The sequence below is a fragment of the Stenotrophomonas sp. YJH_SMC_29 genome (assembly GCF_059371235.1).
In genome coordinates this window covers 290,738-305,331 of sequence record NZ_JCAFUK010000003.1, presented here as the reverse complement: position 1 = coordinate 305,331, position 14,594 = coordinate 290,738, and the positions used below count along the sequence as shown (strand labels likewise).

Below are 14,594 nucleotides of genomic sequence, written 5' to 3'. Positions count from 1 at the left end.
GCGGTTCAGGGAGAATCCGGCGTGGGGACCCAAGCTACTTCTCGGTCGCAAGACCTGGATCCACACGGTCGCCCACGCCGGGCTCTCGGCACCCAAGGTGCCAGATCGGCAAGAGATAAGATCCACGCCATGCGTGGATGCGTTGCAGGCAAGCGTCCTAAAGCGCCAGCACCCGCCGGTAACTCAACGGCCCGCGTCCATCGCGCAGGCCCAACCGCAGTTCCAGCCCAGTGGCCGGCAGCACCTCGCCCTCGCTCGGCAGGATCGCCCAGCCTGCGCCCGGCTGCCACGCCCGTACCTCGAACTGCTGCACCTCATGCGCCACCGCAATGCCCGTTGACGGCTCCGGCGCCGGCAGGGGATACCGGTCCGTCGCCGCACCACTGGCCCGCCACAGCGTGCTGCCCTGGCGCCACCAGCGTACCCGCTGCCAACGCAGCCCGTCGCTGCCGACACTGCGGGTGATCTCCAGCGCGAAGCTTCCATCCGGATGCCGCTCGCTTGCGAGCGAAGGAAGCAGCAACCGCTGCGGCTGATCGGCCGGGCGCACCGCGCCATTCATCAGCGCGTCGTCTGCGCGCATTTCGATATCACGCTGGAACTGTTGCAGAACGCGCAGCGCCGCCGTGGTTTCGGCATCGGCCCGGCGCAGGCGCTGGTCGCTGCTGGCCACACTGTCCAGCGCACGCCAGCAGATCAGCGCCAGCACGCCCATGAGGGTGATCGCGATCATCACCTCGATCAGGGTGAAGCCTGCTGCCGCTCGCTTCATTGCACTGCCGCCCACGGCAGCTGCAGCCGCGCCAGCGACTGCCGCGGTGCATCTTCGGCCACCACGTTGATTTCCAGTTGCGGCTGTCCGTCACTCCCCGTGCCGATATGCTGCAGCACCAGGAAACGGCTGCGCCCCTGCACGCAGCGCTGCCGTGCATCGGGCGCTGCCTGTCCGCCCAGGCGCAGCTCCTGCCAGCGGTCCTGCGCACACAACAGCGCCAGGCGACGGTCGCGCAGGCGCGACTGATCATCGGTGGCCACTGCCACCGACCGCATCACCGCAGCCAGCGCAATCGATACGATCGCCAGTGCGATCAGCACTTCGATCAGCGTGAATCCGCGCGTTCCCCGCCTCACTGCTCGACCTGCAACTGTCCGCTGCCATCATCCCGAAGACGCAGCTGGCGGCCCTGCAACGACAGCGTCAGTTCCCACGCCACGCCGATCCACTCCGGGCTCAGTTCAATCGGCGTGGCCGGTTGCACTGCCAGGCCTGCGGGCCGCCACCGCTGCGGGCGCAGCAGGTCGTCGCGCTGCACGTCTACCCAGCGGGCGCCCTCGCGACGGCTGAACCAGTAGCCGGTGGCGTCGGCCTGCCAGCGCAGCGGACGGCCGTCGATGCGCGCCTCGTCGCGCGCTACCTGCAGGCGCTGCGCCAGCTGCTCGGCTTCCTGTCGCAGCTGGCGACCCGGATCAAGCAGGCTGCCCAGGCCCAGGCCGATGCCCGCCGTGCAGATGCCGATGATCACCAGCACCACCATCAGTTCCAGCAGGGTGAAACCCCGCGGCATGTGCTGCATCGACGTCGCCTCCTGTCCGGGTCGATACCAGCCAGCGTAGGCACGCATGATGAAACAAAAGCGTCAGCGGCAGCTGCTAGCGTAAGCGGACACGAACGTGGCGACGGTGCGGAACATGGAAGGCGGGCGCTGGGATCGCAATCGCATACTCACGTTGCTGGCGGCAACCCTGCTGCTGGCGGTGGTGGCCTATTGGGGTGTGACCCTGTCTGCGGTGGCGCCCACGGCGGCGGCCAGCGAAACGCACGCAGAGGCCACTGCAAGGCCCCTGTTCGATGCGGTGGCCAGCCTGCCGCTGGTGCGGTTGCTGTCCCCCGGTGCGGTGCAGACCGAGGTGGTCGTGCTGGGCGTTATGGCCGGCGACCACGCGCCGCTGGCGCTGCTTTCCGTGGATGGCCGTCCTGCCGAAGCCTACGCGCCGGGCCAGCGGTTGGGGCCCTGCACGGTTCTCGCCAGCATCAGCGCCAACGCGGTGGAACTGAACCAGGCGGGGCGGTCGCGCCGCCTGCCGGTTCCCGAGCTGCCGCCGGTTCCAAGCGATGGCATCGTGCCGGCCGCCCCATAAAGCCCAGCCTACGCTCGGCTGCGTCTGGACGGACAGTCGAGCATGGCTCGACTCTACAAGATCCTGCCGAGCGTGGGCTCGGCGAAGGCCTGGCAGGCTCAGCGCGCAGGTCGCTGCGGCACCACCGAGCGCCCGAAGGCATCGCCCATGCGCTGGCGCGTGCCTTCCAGGTTGTACTGCATCCGCTCGTTGCCGGGCTGTCGCATCAGTCGCTCCGCCTCCGGCAGTGCCGATGGCTTCGTTGCTTTCGGTGCCGGTGCAAGCTTGCGCTGCAGGCAGTCCCAGGCCCGAATACGCTCACCATTGACCTGCACGTCGATGCAGGGCGCAGCATCGTCCTGCTTCTTCGCGACGGCGTCAGCGCGCACTGGTGGCAGTGCCAGCAGCAGGGCAAGGGCGAGGGCAGCGCGCAGGCCCACCATCGGCGATTCACGCATCTCGAATCTCCCGCAGAAATCGATGTTCTGCCATGAAGACGTGTGGCGAATGCAGGGTCCGCCTGCGGGCATCGCGGCGCTGTCAAAAGATGACAGGGCTGTCACAAAACTGTTGGCGGCTTTGACGCGACGTGCACGTCCTGTTGGTAGACCCACGCGCCGCTCCCTGGCCATTCCCTTCGATACGACGCGATGCCTTCGATGACTCCTGTTCCGTGCCGAGCCGCCCGCCTTCCGCTGCGCCTGCATCCACTGGTGCTGGCCCTAGCCGCGATGCCGCTGCCATTGTTCGCGCAGGAGGCGGCGCCTGCGCCCAGCGTGAACATCAACGAATACATCGTGCGCGGCAATACCGTGCTCGATCCCCGGGGCATTGAGCGCGCGGTGGAACCGTTCCTCGGCCCGGGCAAGACCCTGGCCGATGTCGAGAAGGCGCGCGATGCGGTCCATGCGCTCTATCAGCAGGCGGGCTATCAGTCGGTCTACGTCGAGCTTCCCGAGCAGCAGGTCAGTGGCGGCGTGGTGCTGCTGAAGGTGCAGCAGACGCCGATCGGCCAGCTGCGCGTGGTCGGCACCCGCAACGAATCGCCCGGACGCATCCGCGAACGCGTGCCGGCGCTGGCCGAGGGCAAGGTACCTGATTTCGACCAGGCGCAGAAGGAGCTGACGGCACTGAATGAAGGCGGACGTCGCCAGGTGATGCCATTGGTGCGCGAGGGCCAGGTGCCGGGCACGATGGATGTGGACCTGCAGGTCGAGGAGAAGTCGCCGTGGCGCGCCAGTGCGGCGCTCAACAACGACCACAGCGCCGACACCGAGAAACTGCGCCTGAGTGCGTCGCTGGCCTACGACAACCTGTGGAAGCGGGGGCACAGCGCCAACATCGGCGTGTACCTGGCGCCGGAAGACACGAAGCAGGCCAAGGTCTTTTCCGCCTCGTACACGATGCCGTTCGAAGGTACGCCGTGGAGCCTGGAAGCCTCCGGCTACACATCCGACAGCCGCGTGTTGAATGCAGGCGGGCAGGTCGGCACCGGCACCGGCACCAATGTGATCGGCAACGGCCATTCGATCGGCCTCAAGCTCAACTATCGCCTGGCCGGCAGCAGCCAATGGTGGCGCCAGCTCAGCCTCGGTGTGGATTTCAAGGACACCGAGGAAGACACCCAGATGGGCAAGGACAGCCTGAAGACGCCGCTGAAGTACGCGCCGATCACCCTGGCCTTCGTCGGCGTGCGCCAGGACGAGCACGATCAGCTGAGCATCAACACCCAGCTGGTGGCCGGTACCCGCCGCCTGTTCGGTTACGGCAGCGACGCCACTGCGTTCGGGCAGAAGCGCTATTGGGCCGACCCGAGTTTCGTGGCCTTCAAGGCCGACGTGGCCAACACGCATACCTTCGGCAGCGACTGGCAGTGGTATGCGCGCGGCTCGCTGCAGGTGACCGATGCGCCGCTGGTGTCGGCCGAGCAGTTCGCCGCAGGTGGCATGTACACCGTGCGCGGCTACCTGTCGGCCGAGGCGATCGGCGATTACGGCGGCCTGGCCAGCCTGGAATGGCGCACCCCGGCGTGGTCGCTGTGGAGCGGCACCGACCTGCGTGTCTACAGCTTTGCCGATGCGGCCTACCTGCGCCTGCGCCAGCCGCTGCCCGAGCAGCGGGACAAGTACAACCTGGCCTCGGTCGGCCTGGGCGCGCAGCTGCGCCTGGGTGACCACCTGCAACTGCGCCTGGACTACGCCTGGCCCTATGCCGATGGCCCGGTCACGCGCAAGGACGACCCGCGCCTGCACTTCAACCTCAGCACCAGCTACTGACCCTTTCCTCGAACATGCGTTCTCCGGAGACCCCTCGCATGGACCGTTTGCTTTCCCGAGTGTTGCTGCTGCTGGCCGCGCTGGTCGCGTTGCCTGCGGCTGCGGCCGATGCCAATTGGTGGCAGGCCGAATGGAAGTACCGCAAGCCGATCACCATCGACGCCGGACCGCAGGGCGCGGGCCTGGCCGGTGACCCGGGACGCACGCCGCTGCTGCTGCGCCTGCATACCGGAAACTTCGGCTTCGACGGTACCCAGGACGCGGGCAACGACCTGCGCTTCGTCTCGGGTGATGGCCGTACCGTGCTGGCCCACCAGGTCGAACAGTTCGATCCCACGCTCGGGCTGGCCCTGGTCTGGGTGGACGTGCCAGCAGTCAGTGCCGCCGCGCCGCAGACGATCTGGATGTACTACGGCAATGAAAAGGCCCCGGCCAGCGGTAACGGCCAGCAGGTGTTCGATCCGGACTACACGCTGGTCTATCACTTTGCCGAGGCCAATGCGCCGGCACGCGACACCACCGCCTATGGCAACAACGCCGGTGCCGTGGTGCCGCCCTCGGAAGGCGCGGTGATCGGCCGCGGCGTGCAGCTGGGCGCCGGCCCGCTGCCGCTGCCGGCCAGCGCATCGCTGGCGCAGGAGGCGGGCGCGCCGCTCACCGTTTCGGCCTGGATCAAGCCGGGCAGCAACACGGCGGCCCAGGCGATCTACGCGCGTCGCGACGGTGCGTCCGAACTGGTACTGGGCATCGAGAACCGCGTGCCGTTCGTGCAGCTCAATGGCCAGCGCAGCACCCCGGCGCAGCCGATTCCGGAAGGGCAGTGGGCGCATGTGGCGCTGACTGCGGAGAAGGGCGCGTTGCAGCTGTACCTCAATGGTCGCGTGGTCGCCCAGCTGAGCGGTGCGCTGCCGGCGCTGGCCACCGCGCCGGTGGTCGGCGCCGACGTGCCGGGCGCGGCGCAGCCGCTGGCCAGCTTCGAAGGTGCCCTGGACGAGTTGCGCATTTCGCGGGTAGCACGCCCGGCGGCACTGCTGCTGGCCGACGCGACTGCCCAAGGGGCCGACTCGCGCCTGATCAGCTACGGCGCCGACGAACAGTCGGCCGGGCAGAGCCACTTCGCCTTCATTCTCAAGGCGATGCCGTTCGATGCCTGGGTGGTGGTCGCCATCCTTGGCCTGATGATGCTGCTGTCGTGGGCGATCATGATCGCCAAGAGCCGCCACTTCGGCCGTACCAGCAAGGCCAATGCGGTGTTCACCGAGAGCTTCGGCAAGCTGTCCGGCGTACCGCTGCGCACCCTGTCCGACATGGACCGCCAGGGCAAGGCGCCGACCGCCATGCACGATGGCTCGCTGTGGCGCATCTACCGGGTGGCCATCGATGAAATGCAGCAGCGCCACCAGCGCGATGGCAACAGCGGTTACCTCAGTGGTGCCACCATCGCGGCGATCCGCGCCTCGATGGATGCAGTGATGGTGCGCGAGCAGGAGGCGATGGCGCGGCGCATGAACTGGCTGTCGACCACCATCGAAGGCGCGCCCTACGTGGGCCTGTTCGGCACCGTGATCGGCATCATGCTGGTGTTCGTGGTGGCCGCGATGGCGGGCGCGGTGGACATCAACTCGGTGGCACCGGGCATGGCCGCGGCGCTGCTGTGTACCGCAGCCGGTCTGGGCGTCGCGATCCCGGCGCTGTTCGGCTACAACTACCTGGGCGCGCGTGCCGAAGCGATCGGTGCGGACATGGCGGTGTTCATCGACGAGTTCGCCGCGCGCCTGGCCGAAGAGCAGGACGGGCGCGGCCCGGCTGCGGTCCAGGGCTGAGGGGCGCACCATGGGCCAGAAGGCGAAGTTCGGCATCAAGAAGCGCGAGAAGGGCATCAACGTGACGCCCTTCGTCGACGTGCTGCTGGTGGTGCTGGTGATCTTCATCCTGACCAGCAACGCCTCCATCCCCGGCATCGAGGTCAACCTGCCCAAGGCCAGCAACAGCGTCGCGCTGGAGAAGCCGAAGACCAAGGCGATCACCATCGACCCCAGCGGCCAGGTGTTCCTCGATGCCTACCCGGTAACGATGGCCGAGCTGGAAGACCGCCTGCGCACCGAGCGCGCGACCACGCCGGATTTCCCGGTGATCGTGCGCGGTGACGCGCAGGTGCAGTACGCCCGCGTGGTCGAGGTGCTGGACCTGCTGCGGCGCCTGGAGCTGGCCCAAGTGGGCCTGGTCACCGGCAAGGCGCAGGGCTGAGGCATGACGGCCCATCAACCCCCTCGGCCGGAGCCCGGCATGCGCGGTCGCCCGTTGCTGGTGACCGTCGCGCTGGTGCTGGCCGCGTTGCTGGTGCTCGGCGTCGCGCTGTGGTGGCTGCTGTTCAAGGACACCGCCAGCACCCGGCGGCCGGTGCTGCAGCCGCCGATGCTGGCGTTGCCGCCACCGCCTCCGCCGCCCCCGCCGCCACCGGAAAAACCGCCAGAGCCGGAAACGCCGCCGGAAGAGACGATGCCCGAACCGGAGCCGCTGGATCAGCCGACGCCGGCCGAAGAGCCGACGCCGACGCCGGACAACGCCGATCCGGTGACGATGGATGCCGATGCGCAGGCCGGTGGTGACAACTTCGGCATCCAGTCCGGCAGCGGTGGCGGTTCGTCCGGCGTCGGTCGTGGCGGTGCCGGCAATGCCACCTATGGGCGCTACCTGGGCTACCTGATGCAGCAGGCGATCTCGCGCGACGACAAGGTCAGGCGCCTGGCGTTCCAGCTGCAGGTGAACGTGTGGCTGGCCAGTGATGGCCGCCTGGAAAAGGTCGAGCTGGTGCGTGGCAGCGGCAACGAAGAGGCCGACGCGGCCGTGCTCGATGCACTGCGCCGCATCGGCAAGGTCGACCAGGCACCGCCGCCGTCGCTCGATTTCCCCGCCCGCGTCCTGATCCAGGGCCGCCGGCCCGGGGCCTGATTCCCGACCTCCCCGATTTCCCTTCTTTCGATGAGAACCGTGATGAACGACCACGTCCGCGCACGATCCGATTCCCGCCACCCGCGGCCGGCCCGACGGGCGCTGCTGTGCTGTGCCGTGCTGCTCAGCCTGGCCGCCCCGGCCGGTGCGATGGCCGCCGAAACGACCATGGTCAAGCTGATCAAGGGCCTGATCGCCAGCGGTGCGCTGAAGCCCGAAGACGGCCAGGCCCTGCTGGTCCAGGCCGAGGCCGAAGCAGCGGCTGCACAGCGCACCGCAGCCACCGCACCCGCCACTGCCAGCGGTGGTGTGGCCCTGGAGGCCGGTGACGTGCGCGTGCCGTACGTGCCGCAGAGCGTGCGCGACGGCATCCGTGACGAAGTGCGCCAGGACGTGATGGCGCAGGCCAGGTCCGAGGGCTGGGCGGCACCGAACGAAGTGGCCGAGTGGACCAAGCGCATCAAGGTCACCGGTGACATGCGCGTGCGCAGCGAGTCGCGCTTCTTCTCCGAACGCAACAGCGACATCGTGAGCAACTGGTCGTCAATCAATTCCGGCAACGGCTTCGACACCAATACCAACACCAACCTGCAGCTGCCACCGCTGCTGAACACCCGCCAGGACCGCCGCAACCTGTGGCGCATCCGCGCGCGCCTGGGCATCGAGGCGACCATCGGCCAGCACACCACGGCCGGCGTGCGCCTGGCCAGCGGCAGCAGCAATGGCCCAGTGTCGACCACCGAACAGCTGGGTGGCGGCCTGAGCAAGAAGGACGTGTGGCTGGACCAGGCCTGGCTGGCCTACAGCCCGGCCGACTGGGTGACGGTGCGCGGTGGCCGCTTCGGCAACCCGTTCTGGACCAGCGATACGCTGTTCTCCAACGACCTGAACTTCGACGGCCTGGCCGCCAACCTGCAGTACGACGTCGACGGTGGCGATCTCGGCCTGTTCGGCAACCTGGCGGTGGTGCCGCTGGAGTACACCTCCGACAGCTCGCCCAGCCAGAGCCGGGTCAAGACGCCGAACGAGAACAAGTGGCTGTCCGGTGCGCAGGTCGGCGTGAACTGGCGCTTCAATGACGAGAATGCGTTGCGCGCTGCATTGGGCTACTACGACTTCAAGAACATCAGCGGCCGCCTGTCCTCGCCGTGCGCGCTGTATGCGGGCGCAGTGGGCTGTGACACCGACTGGTCGCGCCCGGCGTTCATGCAGAAGGGCAACACCCTGATGCTGATCCGCGACATCGCGCGCAATCCGCTGGATCCGGCCAACACCCCGACCCCGCAGTACGTGGGCCTGGCCTCGGCGTTCCGCCTGGCCACGCTGAACCTGCGCTGGGACACACAGCTGGCCCAGGGCATCGGTCTCCGCCTGGAGGGCGATTACATCCGCAACCTGGCCTACGACAAGCAGGCCATGTTCAACCGCGCCAACAATGGCATCGTCAACAACTACGGTGCCGGCGGTACCGCCAGCATCGATACCTTCCGCAGCGGCGACACGGCATGGATGGTGCAGGCCACCTTCGGTGCCACCGAGCTGAAGGAGAAGGGCCAGTGGCAGGCACTGCTGGGCTACAAGCGGATCGAGGCCGATGCGCTGCCCGATGCCTACAACGATCCGAACTTCCACCTCGGCGGCACCAATGCGCGCGGCTACTACGTAGGCGGTGCCTACGCGCTGGACGCGCGCAGCTGGATCAGCGGTAAGTGGATGGCGGCCAAGGAGGTGACCGGCGCGCCGCTGTCGATCGACGTGTTCCAGCTGGAGTTCAATACCGGCTTCTGAGTGGTGGCGTGATGCGGTTCACGTGGCGCGTGGCGGGGGCACGGCGATGCACCCGTCTAGGGAGAGGAGACCACGCGTTGTTCAAAAGGAGGAGTGGATGAGCCGTCGCAAGCTGTTCGAGAGTCCCGAACCGTCCAGCCAGATGCTCGGCGCTGGGCCGGCCTATGTTTCCGTGGAGGGCCTGCGCCAGCACCTGGCCGAGTTCCTGCTGTATGCGGGCCGGCCGGTGGTGATCATGCGCGGGCGCAGCGAAGTGGGCTATTTTCTGCCGGCACGCTGCTGGCGCCAGCGCGACGATGATCCGCTGGCGGCCGCCGCTGCCGACCAGCTGCTGGATGCGGCCGGGTTCGAGGCCGAGGACATCCAGCAGGTGGAGCAGGAGTTCAACGCGATGCGCCAGCGCACCGTGCTGCATTCACGGCGCTGAAGCTTCCGTAGAGCCGGGCCCATGCCCGGCTTTCCGGCGCGCTGCGCGCGACATTGGCAACGGCTCCTGCCGTTGCCCTTGGCTCCACAGTAGATCCACGCCATGCGTGGATGGGGTTACGCTGCAGCCCCACGCTCACTGGTGATGCGCGCACCTTCGCGCATCACCAGGGTGACCGGGGTCTTTTCCACTACCTCCAGCAATCGCTGCCACTGCGCATCGCTCAGCTCGGCACTGGCATGCAGCACGCGGTGCACGTGGAGGCGTCCGTCCTCGTCACGTTCCGAGCGCAGCTCGGCATGGAACTCGCCCAGGTCCCAGCCCTTGCGCTGCGCGTACATGCGCAGGGTGATGGCGGTGCACGCCGCCAGCGAGGCCAGGTACAGGTCGAACGGCGCGAAGCCCTTGCCCTGGCCGCCCAACGCGGCGGGCTCGTCCGCATCCACATCGAAGCTGCCATTGCTGATGTGGTGCAGGTAATTGTCGGCGGTCGAAACAATGCGTGCGTAGGCCATCAGGTTCTCCATCGGTCTGTAGCGTCGAGCCGTGCCCGACGCGTTGGACTGTACCGTCTTGCGCGCTCAGCTGCGCTGCGAATCCAGCGGCTCGTGGTTTTTCTGCACGTCCTGCGCCTTCAGGTAGCTTTCGATCAGCAGCTGGTAGTTCGGGAAGATCTTCGTGTAGACCTCGGCCCACTGCTGGGCATCGTCGCGGTTCCAGCTGCGCTGGATCTCCGAGGCCACCGCGGCGGTGTCCATCGGCACCACGCCGGCCTGCACCACGCGGGCCAGGGTGATCTCCTCGGCCATCTTCGAATAGGTGCCCGAGGCATCGATGACCGCGAACACCTGGTAGCCATCGGCAACGGCGGCAATGGACGGGAAGGCCATGCACACGCTGGTGATGGTGCCGGCAATGATCAGCTGCCTGCGGCCGGTGGCCTTCACCGCAGCGACGAACTCGGGATTGTCCCAGGCGTTGATCTCGCCCTTGCGCGCCACGTACTGCGCATGCGGGGCCGCGTCATGGATCTCCGGGATCAGCGGGCCGTTTGGGCCCTGCGGAACAGAGGCCGTGGTGATCACCGGCATCTTTGCCAGCGTGGCCATCGTGGCCAGCGCGGTGGCGTGGGCGCGCACGGTGGTGAACGGCATGTCACCGATGGTCTGGAACAGGCCGCTCTGATGGTCGATCAGCAGCATTGCGGCGTTGTCCGGATCGATCACCGGGCGGGCACCGTTGAAGTTGGCGGGGGTACTCATGGTCAGTCTCCTGGAAAGGGTGGGCGATGGCCCGGAGGATGCGGCGGGCCATCGTCCGCCGCGTTGAAACGATCAGTGCGCGATCTGGCCGAAGCGGCCGCTGTTGAAGTCGTTGACCGCCTGCGCGATCTCGGCCTGGCTGTTCATCACGAACGGGCCGTAGCCGACCACCGGCTCGTCGATTGGTTCACCGCTGAGCAGCAGCACGGTGGCGTCGCTGTCGGCGTCGACGAACACGTCCTCGCCGCTGCGGTCGAAGGTGACCAGCTGCGCCTCGCCGACCGGCTGGCCGCCGTTGATCCGCACCGTGCCCTTCAGCACCACCAGCGCCAGCGTGCGGCCCTCGGCCACCGGCAGGTCGGCGTGCTGGCCCTGCCGCAGGCGGATGTCCCAGACATCCATCGGCGTGTGGGTGCGCGCCGGGCCGGCATGACCGTCGAAGCGGCCGGCGATGACACGCACGCGGCCGGCGCCATCGGGCAGATCCACCGAGGGAATCTGTGCGTCGAGCAGGGTCTGGTAGCCCGGTGCGCCCATCTTGTCGCGTGCCGGCAGGTTCACCCACAGCTGGACCATGTCCAGCGTGCCGCCGCGCCTGCTGAACGCCGGCGTGTGGAATTCCTCGTGGAGGATGCCGGAGGCCGCCGTCATCCACTGCACGTCACCCGGGCCGATGGTGCCGCCAGCGCCGGTCGAATCGCGGTGGGCGACCTCACCTTCATAGACGATGGTGACGGTCTCGAATCCGCGGTGCGGATGCTGGCCGACGCCACGCGGGGTATCGCTGGGGGCGAAGGTGTAGGGGCCGGCGTAGTCCAGCAGCAGGAACGGGCTCAGGTGCTGGCCGTGGGTGTTGTAGGAAAACATCGAGCGGGCGGGGAATCCGTCGCCCACCCAGTGCGGGCGGGGGGCGCTGTAGGTACCGGTGACACGCTTCATGGCGATCTCCTGGCCGGGGCTGCCGGCCGCTGTTGTTCGTTGCGAAGACGATATCGGTGCAACAATGGGCCCGGTAGGCGTCAATAGTTGCCGACATAGTCCTATACGGTGAACAATGGCAGCAGGCCGTCCGCCGCAGGAGATCGCCTCGTGTTCATCGCAGATATCCGCCGTTGTGACCTCAACGACCTGTTCTACTTCGCCATGGTGGTCGAGCACGGCGGCTTCTCGCAGGCCGGCCGGGCGCTGGCCATGCCGAAGTCGAAACTGAGCCGGCGCATCGCGCTGCTGGAGGAACGGCTGGGCGTGCGCCTGATCCAGCGTTCGACCCGGCGCTTTTCGGTCACCGAGGTCGGCCAGGACTATTACCGCCACTGCAAGGCCATGCTGGTCGAGGCCGAAGCGGCCGAAGAAGCCATTGCGATGTCACGCGCCGAGCCGCGTGGCACGATCCGCCTGGCGTGCCCGATCGCGATCCTGCATGCGCGCATCGGCACGATGCTGGCCGATTTCCTTGCCCTGCACCCGCAGGTGACGGTGCAGCTGGACGCCACCAACCGGCGCGTGGACGTGGTGGGCGAGGGCGTGGACGTGGCGATCCGGGTGCGGCCGTCACCCTTGGAGGACAGTGACCTGGTGGTGCGCGTGCTGGCGCGCCGGGCCTGGTGCACCAGTGCCAGCCCGGCGCTGCTGCAGCGGCTGGGCACGCCGCAGGTGCCGGCCGACCTGGCGATGATGCCGACCGTCGATCTGGCATCGCCCAGCCAGCAGCATGCCTGGGAATACACCGGGCCGGGCGAGGTGCTGGCCAGCGTGCACCATCGCCCGCGGCTGGTCAGCGATGACATGATCGCGCTGCGCACCGCCGCCGTGGCCGGGGTGGGCGTGCTGATGCTGCCGCGGATGATGATCAGCGACGAGCTGGCCAGCGGCGCGCTGGTGCCGGTGCTGCCGGAATGGGTGCCCAGGCACGGCATCGTGCACGCGGTGTTCCCGTCGCGACGCGGTCTGTTGCCTGCGGTGCGTGCGCTGATCGATTACCTCGCCGAACGCTTCGAGGCGCTGGAGGAACCGTAGATCCTCTCCACGCCGTGCGTGGATGGTGCTTTCGTGGCGCGGCTTGCCGCCTGCGGCCGCGCAGCCCACAATCCACGTCCGGACCGCCGCCATCACGCCCATCATTCCCCGGTCCGGCCTTGGCACCTATGTCTCCCAATGCCCTGGCGCTGGTCGAGCTGCTGATCCGCGAGCGCCGTGCGTTGTCCCGCTTCATCGCGCGCTACCTCGACCCGGCCAGCACCGAGGACACCCTGCAGAACCTGTACCTGAAGGCCAGCAGCGTGCCCGGCGATCCGCCCATCCTGGAGCCGCGCGGCTATCTGTACCGGATGGCCTACCACCACGCGCTCAACCGCAGCCAGGCCGACGCCCGCGAGCGCCGGGCCATGGCCGAGTACGCCGTCGACATGGCCGAGGCCCGTGGTGATGGCGAGGCGCAGGCGCTGGACCAGGCGCAGCTGCGCGAGATCACCCAGACCATCCTGGCCCTGCCGGCCCAGGTGCGCGAGTGCTTCGTGCTCAACCGCTACCTGGGCCTGAGCGAGCGCGAAATCGCGGCGCGCCTGGGAATCTCCAAGAGCCTGGTCGGCAAGCAGGTGCTGCGCGCAGCGCTGCTGATCCAGCAACAGCAGCGGGGAATGGGCCGATGAGCGGCGATTGCCGTGGGCAGATCGTGCCCGCCGTTGTCACAACAGGAAAGCGCACCCGTTCGCGGTGCGGCAGGCCACAACCATGACCACGTCCGAACCCTCGCCGCGGCAGGCTAGGCAGGCGTTGCGCTGGGTGATACGGTGCAGTGCAGGCCCGCTGCCGGAACGCCAGCAACGCAGCCTGCAGCGCTGGCTGCAGGCTGCCCCCCGCCACGCACTGGCGTGGCGCCAGCAACAGGCCTTCTGGCTGCGGCTGGACGCTGCCGGGCCCGAGGTGCTGGCCGCGCTGCCCGAACTGACCACCGATCGCCAAGAGCTGCGTCCGATCGCACCGCGCCGCCGGCTGCCGTGGCGGCTGGCCAGCGCAGCGGTGATGGTGCTGATGGTCGCGGCCGCTCCCCACGCGGTGCTGCTCGCGCGCAGCGACCTGCGCAGCAGCACTGCGCCGCGCGTGGTGCAGCTGGACGACGGCAGCACGGCGGTGCTCGATGCCGGCACCGCGCTGGCACTCGCGTTCGATGGCTCGCAGCGGCGCGTGCGCCTGCTGCGCGGGCAGGCCTGGTTCCAGGTCGCGCACGAGCAGCGGCCGTTCCAGGTCGAAGCCGGCGGTGGCCAGATCCGCGATATCGGTACGGCGTTCAGCGTGTCGATGCGGGACGCCACGATCACCACCGAAGTCAGCGAGGGCATCGTCGATGTGCGCCCGGGCGATGGCAGCGTGCAGCGCCTGCGCGCCGGGCAGGCACGCGCGTTCCGTGACGGGCGCTGGCTGCAGCCGCTGCGGCAGGCCGCGCCGGAGACGATGGCGCCGTGGCGTCGCGGTGAGGTGGTCATCGACGATCTGCCCACGGCGCAGGCCATCACCGACCTCGGCCGCTACCGCCGTGCCCCGGTCTGGGTGCTGGGCGGCCAGAGCGCCCGCGTGCGGGTCAGTGGTCTGTTCCATCTTCAGCAGCCGGACACGGCCATCGACGCCGTGGCCGCGCAGGCGGGACTGCGCGTGCAGCGCTTGCCCGGCGGTGCGTTGCTGGTGTGGTGAAGCACTCGCGGAGCACGCATGAACCGGTCGCATGAAAAAAACATGAAAAAACCGTGGGCAGTCGCCATACCCGGCTGTCTATAG

At 68.3% G+C, this 14,594-nt stretch carries 17 protein-coding genes; 10 read left to right on the top strand and 7 right to left on the bottom strand.

Annotated elements, in window-relative coordinates; genetic code table 11:
- Positions 1–157: 157 nt before the first annotated feature.
- From AC5P9I_RS05985 to gspH, 3 genes are read right to left on the bottom strand one after another with little or no spacing between them, the layout of a single operon-like run.
- Positions 158–772 carry a prepilin-type N-terminal cleavage/methylation domain-containing protein gene (locus AC5P9I_RS05985; RefSeq protein WP_130767985.1) on the bottom strand — a complete coding sequence of 205 codons (615 nt, stop codon included), beginning with the start codon at positions 770–772 and terminating at the stop codon, positions 158–160.
- Positions 769–1,131 carry a type II secretion system minor pseudopilin GspI gene (gene gspI / locus AC5P9I_RS05980; protein ID WP_049467017.1) on the bottom strand — a complete coding sequence of 121 codons (363 nt, stop codon included), beginning with the start codon at positions 1,129–1,131 and terminating at the stop codon, positions 769–771. The genes AC5P9I_RS05985 and gspI overlap by 4 nt, the downstream gene beginning before the upstream one ends.
- Entirely contained in the window at positions 1,128–1,574 is a 447-nt protein-coding gene (gene gspH, locus AC5P9I_RS05975) for a type II secretion system minor pseudopilin GspH (protein ID WP_049467019.1), read from the bottom strand. Before gspH ends, gspI begins: the two co-directional genes overlap by 4 nt.
- 115 nt (positions 1,575–1,689) lie before the next feature.
- Here gspH and AC5P9I_RS05970 point away from each other — a divergent pair, with 115 nt between their 5' ends.
- The gene (locus tag AC5P9I_RS05970; RefSeq protein WP_049467021.1) at positions 1,690–2,139 is read left to right on the top strand and encodes a general secretion pathway protein; all 450 of its coding nucleotides are present in this window, start codon (positions 1,690–1,692) and stop codon (positions 2,137–2,139) included.
- Between the two features lie 98 nt (positions 2,140–2,237).
- Here the strand turns inward: AC5P9I_RS05970 and AC5P9I_RS05965 are convergent, their stop codons facing one another.
- The gene (locus AC5P9I_RS05965; RefSeq protein WP_049467023.1) at positions 2,238–2,576 is read right to left on the bottom strand and encodes a hypothetical protein; all 339 of its coding nucleotides are present in this window, start codon (positions 2,574–2,576) and stop codon (positions 2,238–2,240) included.
- 201 nt (positions 2,577–2,777) lie between these two features.
- Between AC5P9I_RS05965 and AC5P9I_RS05960 the strand changes: the two genes are divergently transcribed.
- The 6 genes from AC5P9I_RS05960 to AC5P9I_RS05935 all read left to right on the top strand — a co-directional run bounded on the left by AC5P9I_RS05960 (position 2,778) and on the right by AC5P9I_RS05935 (position 9,561).
- On the top strand, positions 2,778–4,394 hold the full coding sequence (locus AC5P9I_RS05960) for a ShlB/FhaC/HecB family hemolysin secretion/activation protein (RefSeq protein WP_049467308.1): 1,617 nt from the start codon (positions 2,778–2,780) through the stop codon (positions 4,392–4,394).
- 38 nt (positions 4,395–4,432) lie between these two features.
- Positions 4,433–6,217 (top strand): DUF2341 domain-containing protein, encoded by a 1,785-nt coding sequence (locus tag AC5P9I_RS05955; protein ID WP_088476191.1) that lies wholly within the window; start codon positions 4,433–4,435, stop codon positions 6,215–6,217.
- Positions 6,218–6,227: 10 nt separating this feature from the next.
- The gene (locus tag AC5P9I_RS05950) at positions 6,228–6,641 is read left to right on the top strand and encodes an ExbD/TolR family protein (RefSeq protein WP_005409874.1); all 414 of its coding nucleotides are present in this window, start codon (positions 6,228–6,230) and stop codon (positions 6,639–6,641) included.
- Positions 6,642–6,680: 39 nt separating this feature from the next.
- Positions 6,681–7,346 carry a cell envelope integrity protein TolA gene (gene tolA / locus AC5P9I_RS05945; protein ID WP_049467027.1) on the top strand — a complete coding sequence of 222 codons (666 nt, stop codon included), beginning with the start codon at positions 6,681–6,683 and terminating at the stop codon, positions 7,344–7,346.
- A 42-nt stretch (positions 7,347–7,388) separates the two neighbouring features.
- Positions 7,389–9,134, top strand: coding sequence for a putative porin (locus tag AC5P9I_RS05940; protein ID WP_049467029.1), 1,746 nt, complete (start codon positions 7,389–7,391; stop codon positions 9,132–9,134).
- A gap of 97 nt (positions 9,135–9,231) precedes the next feature.
- Entirely contained in the window at positions 9,232–9,561 is a 330-nt protein-coding gene (locus AC5P9I_RS05935) for a hypothetical protein (protein WP_049467031.1), read from the top strand.
- Between the two features lie 116 nt (positions 9,562–9,677).
- On the opposite strand, the gene AC5P9I_RS05930 is transcribed toward AC5P9I_RS05935, so the two are convergent.
- The 3 genes from AC5P9I_RS05930 to AC5P9I_RS05920 form a co-directional block, all read right to left on the bottom strand.
- The gene (locus AC5P9I_RS05930; protein WP_049467033.1) at positions 9,678–10,076 is read right to left on the bottom strand and encodes an OsmC family protein; all 399 of its coding nucleotides are present in this window, start codon (positions 10,074–10,076) and stop codon (positions 9,678–9,680) included.
- Positions 10,077–10,142: 66 nt separating this feature from the next.
- Complete coding sequence (locus AC5P9I_RS05925) at positions 10,143–10,823, bottom strand: isochorismatase family protein (RefSeq protein WP_049467036.1); 681 nt, start codon at positions 10,821–10,823, stop codon at positions 10,143–10,145.
- A gap of 72 nt (positions 10,824–10,895) precedes the next feature.
- Positions 10,896–11,762, bottom strand: coding sequence for a pirin family protein (locus tag AC5P9I_RS05920; protein ID WP_049467037.1), 867 nt, complete (start codon positions 11,760–11,762; stop codon positions 10,896–10,898).
- A 150-nt stretch (positions 11,763–11,912) separates the two neighbouring features.
- Here AC5P9I_RS05920 and AC5P9I_RS05915 point away from each other — a divergent pair, with 150 nt between their 5' ends.
- From AC5P9I_RS05915 to AC5P9I_RS05905, 3 genes are all read left to right on the top strand, one after another.
- Entirely contained in the window at positions 11,913–12,839 is a 927-nt protein-coding gene (locus AC5P9I_RS05915; RefSeq protein ID WP_235645160.1) for a LysR family transcriptional regulator, read from the top strand.
- A 128-nt stretch (positions 12,840–12,967) separates the two neighbouring features.
- Entirely contained in the window at positions 12,968–13,471 is a 504-nt protein-coding gene (locus tag AC5P9I_RS05910; RefSeq protein ID WP_088476349.1) for an RNA polymerase sigma factor, read from the top strand.
- 82 nt (positions 13,472–13,553) lie between these two features.
- Positions 13,554–14,510, top strand: coding sequence for a FecR family protein (locus AC5P9I_RS05905; protein ID WP_088476348.1), 957 nt, complete (start codon positions 13,554–13,556; stop codon positions 14,508–14,510).
- Positions 14,511–14,594 lie beyond the last annotated feature (84 nt).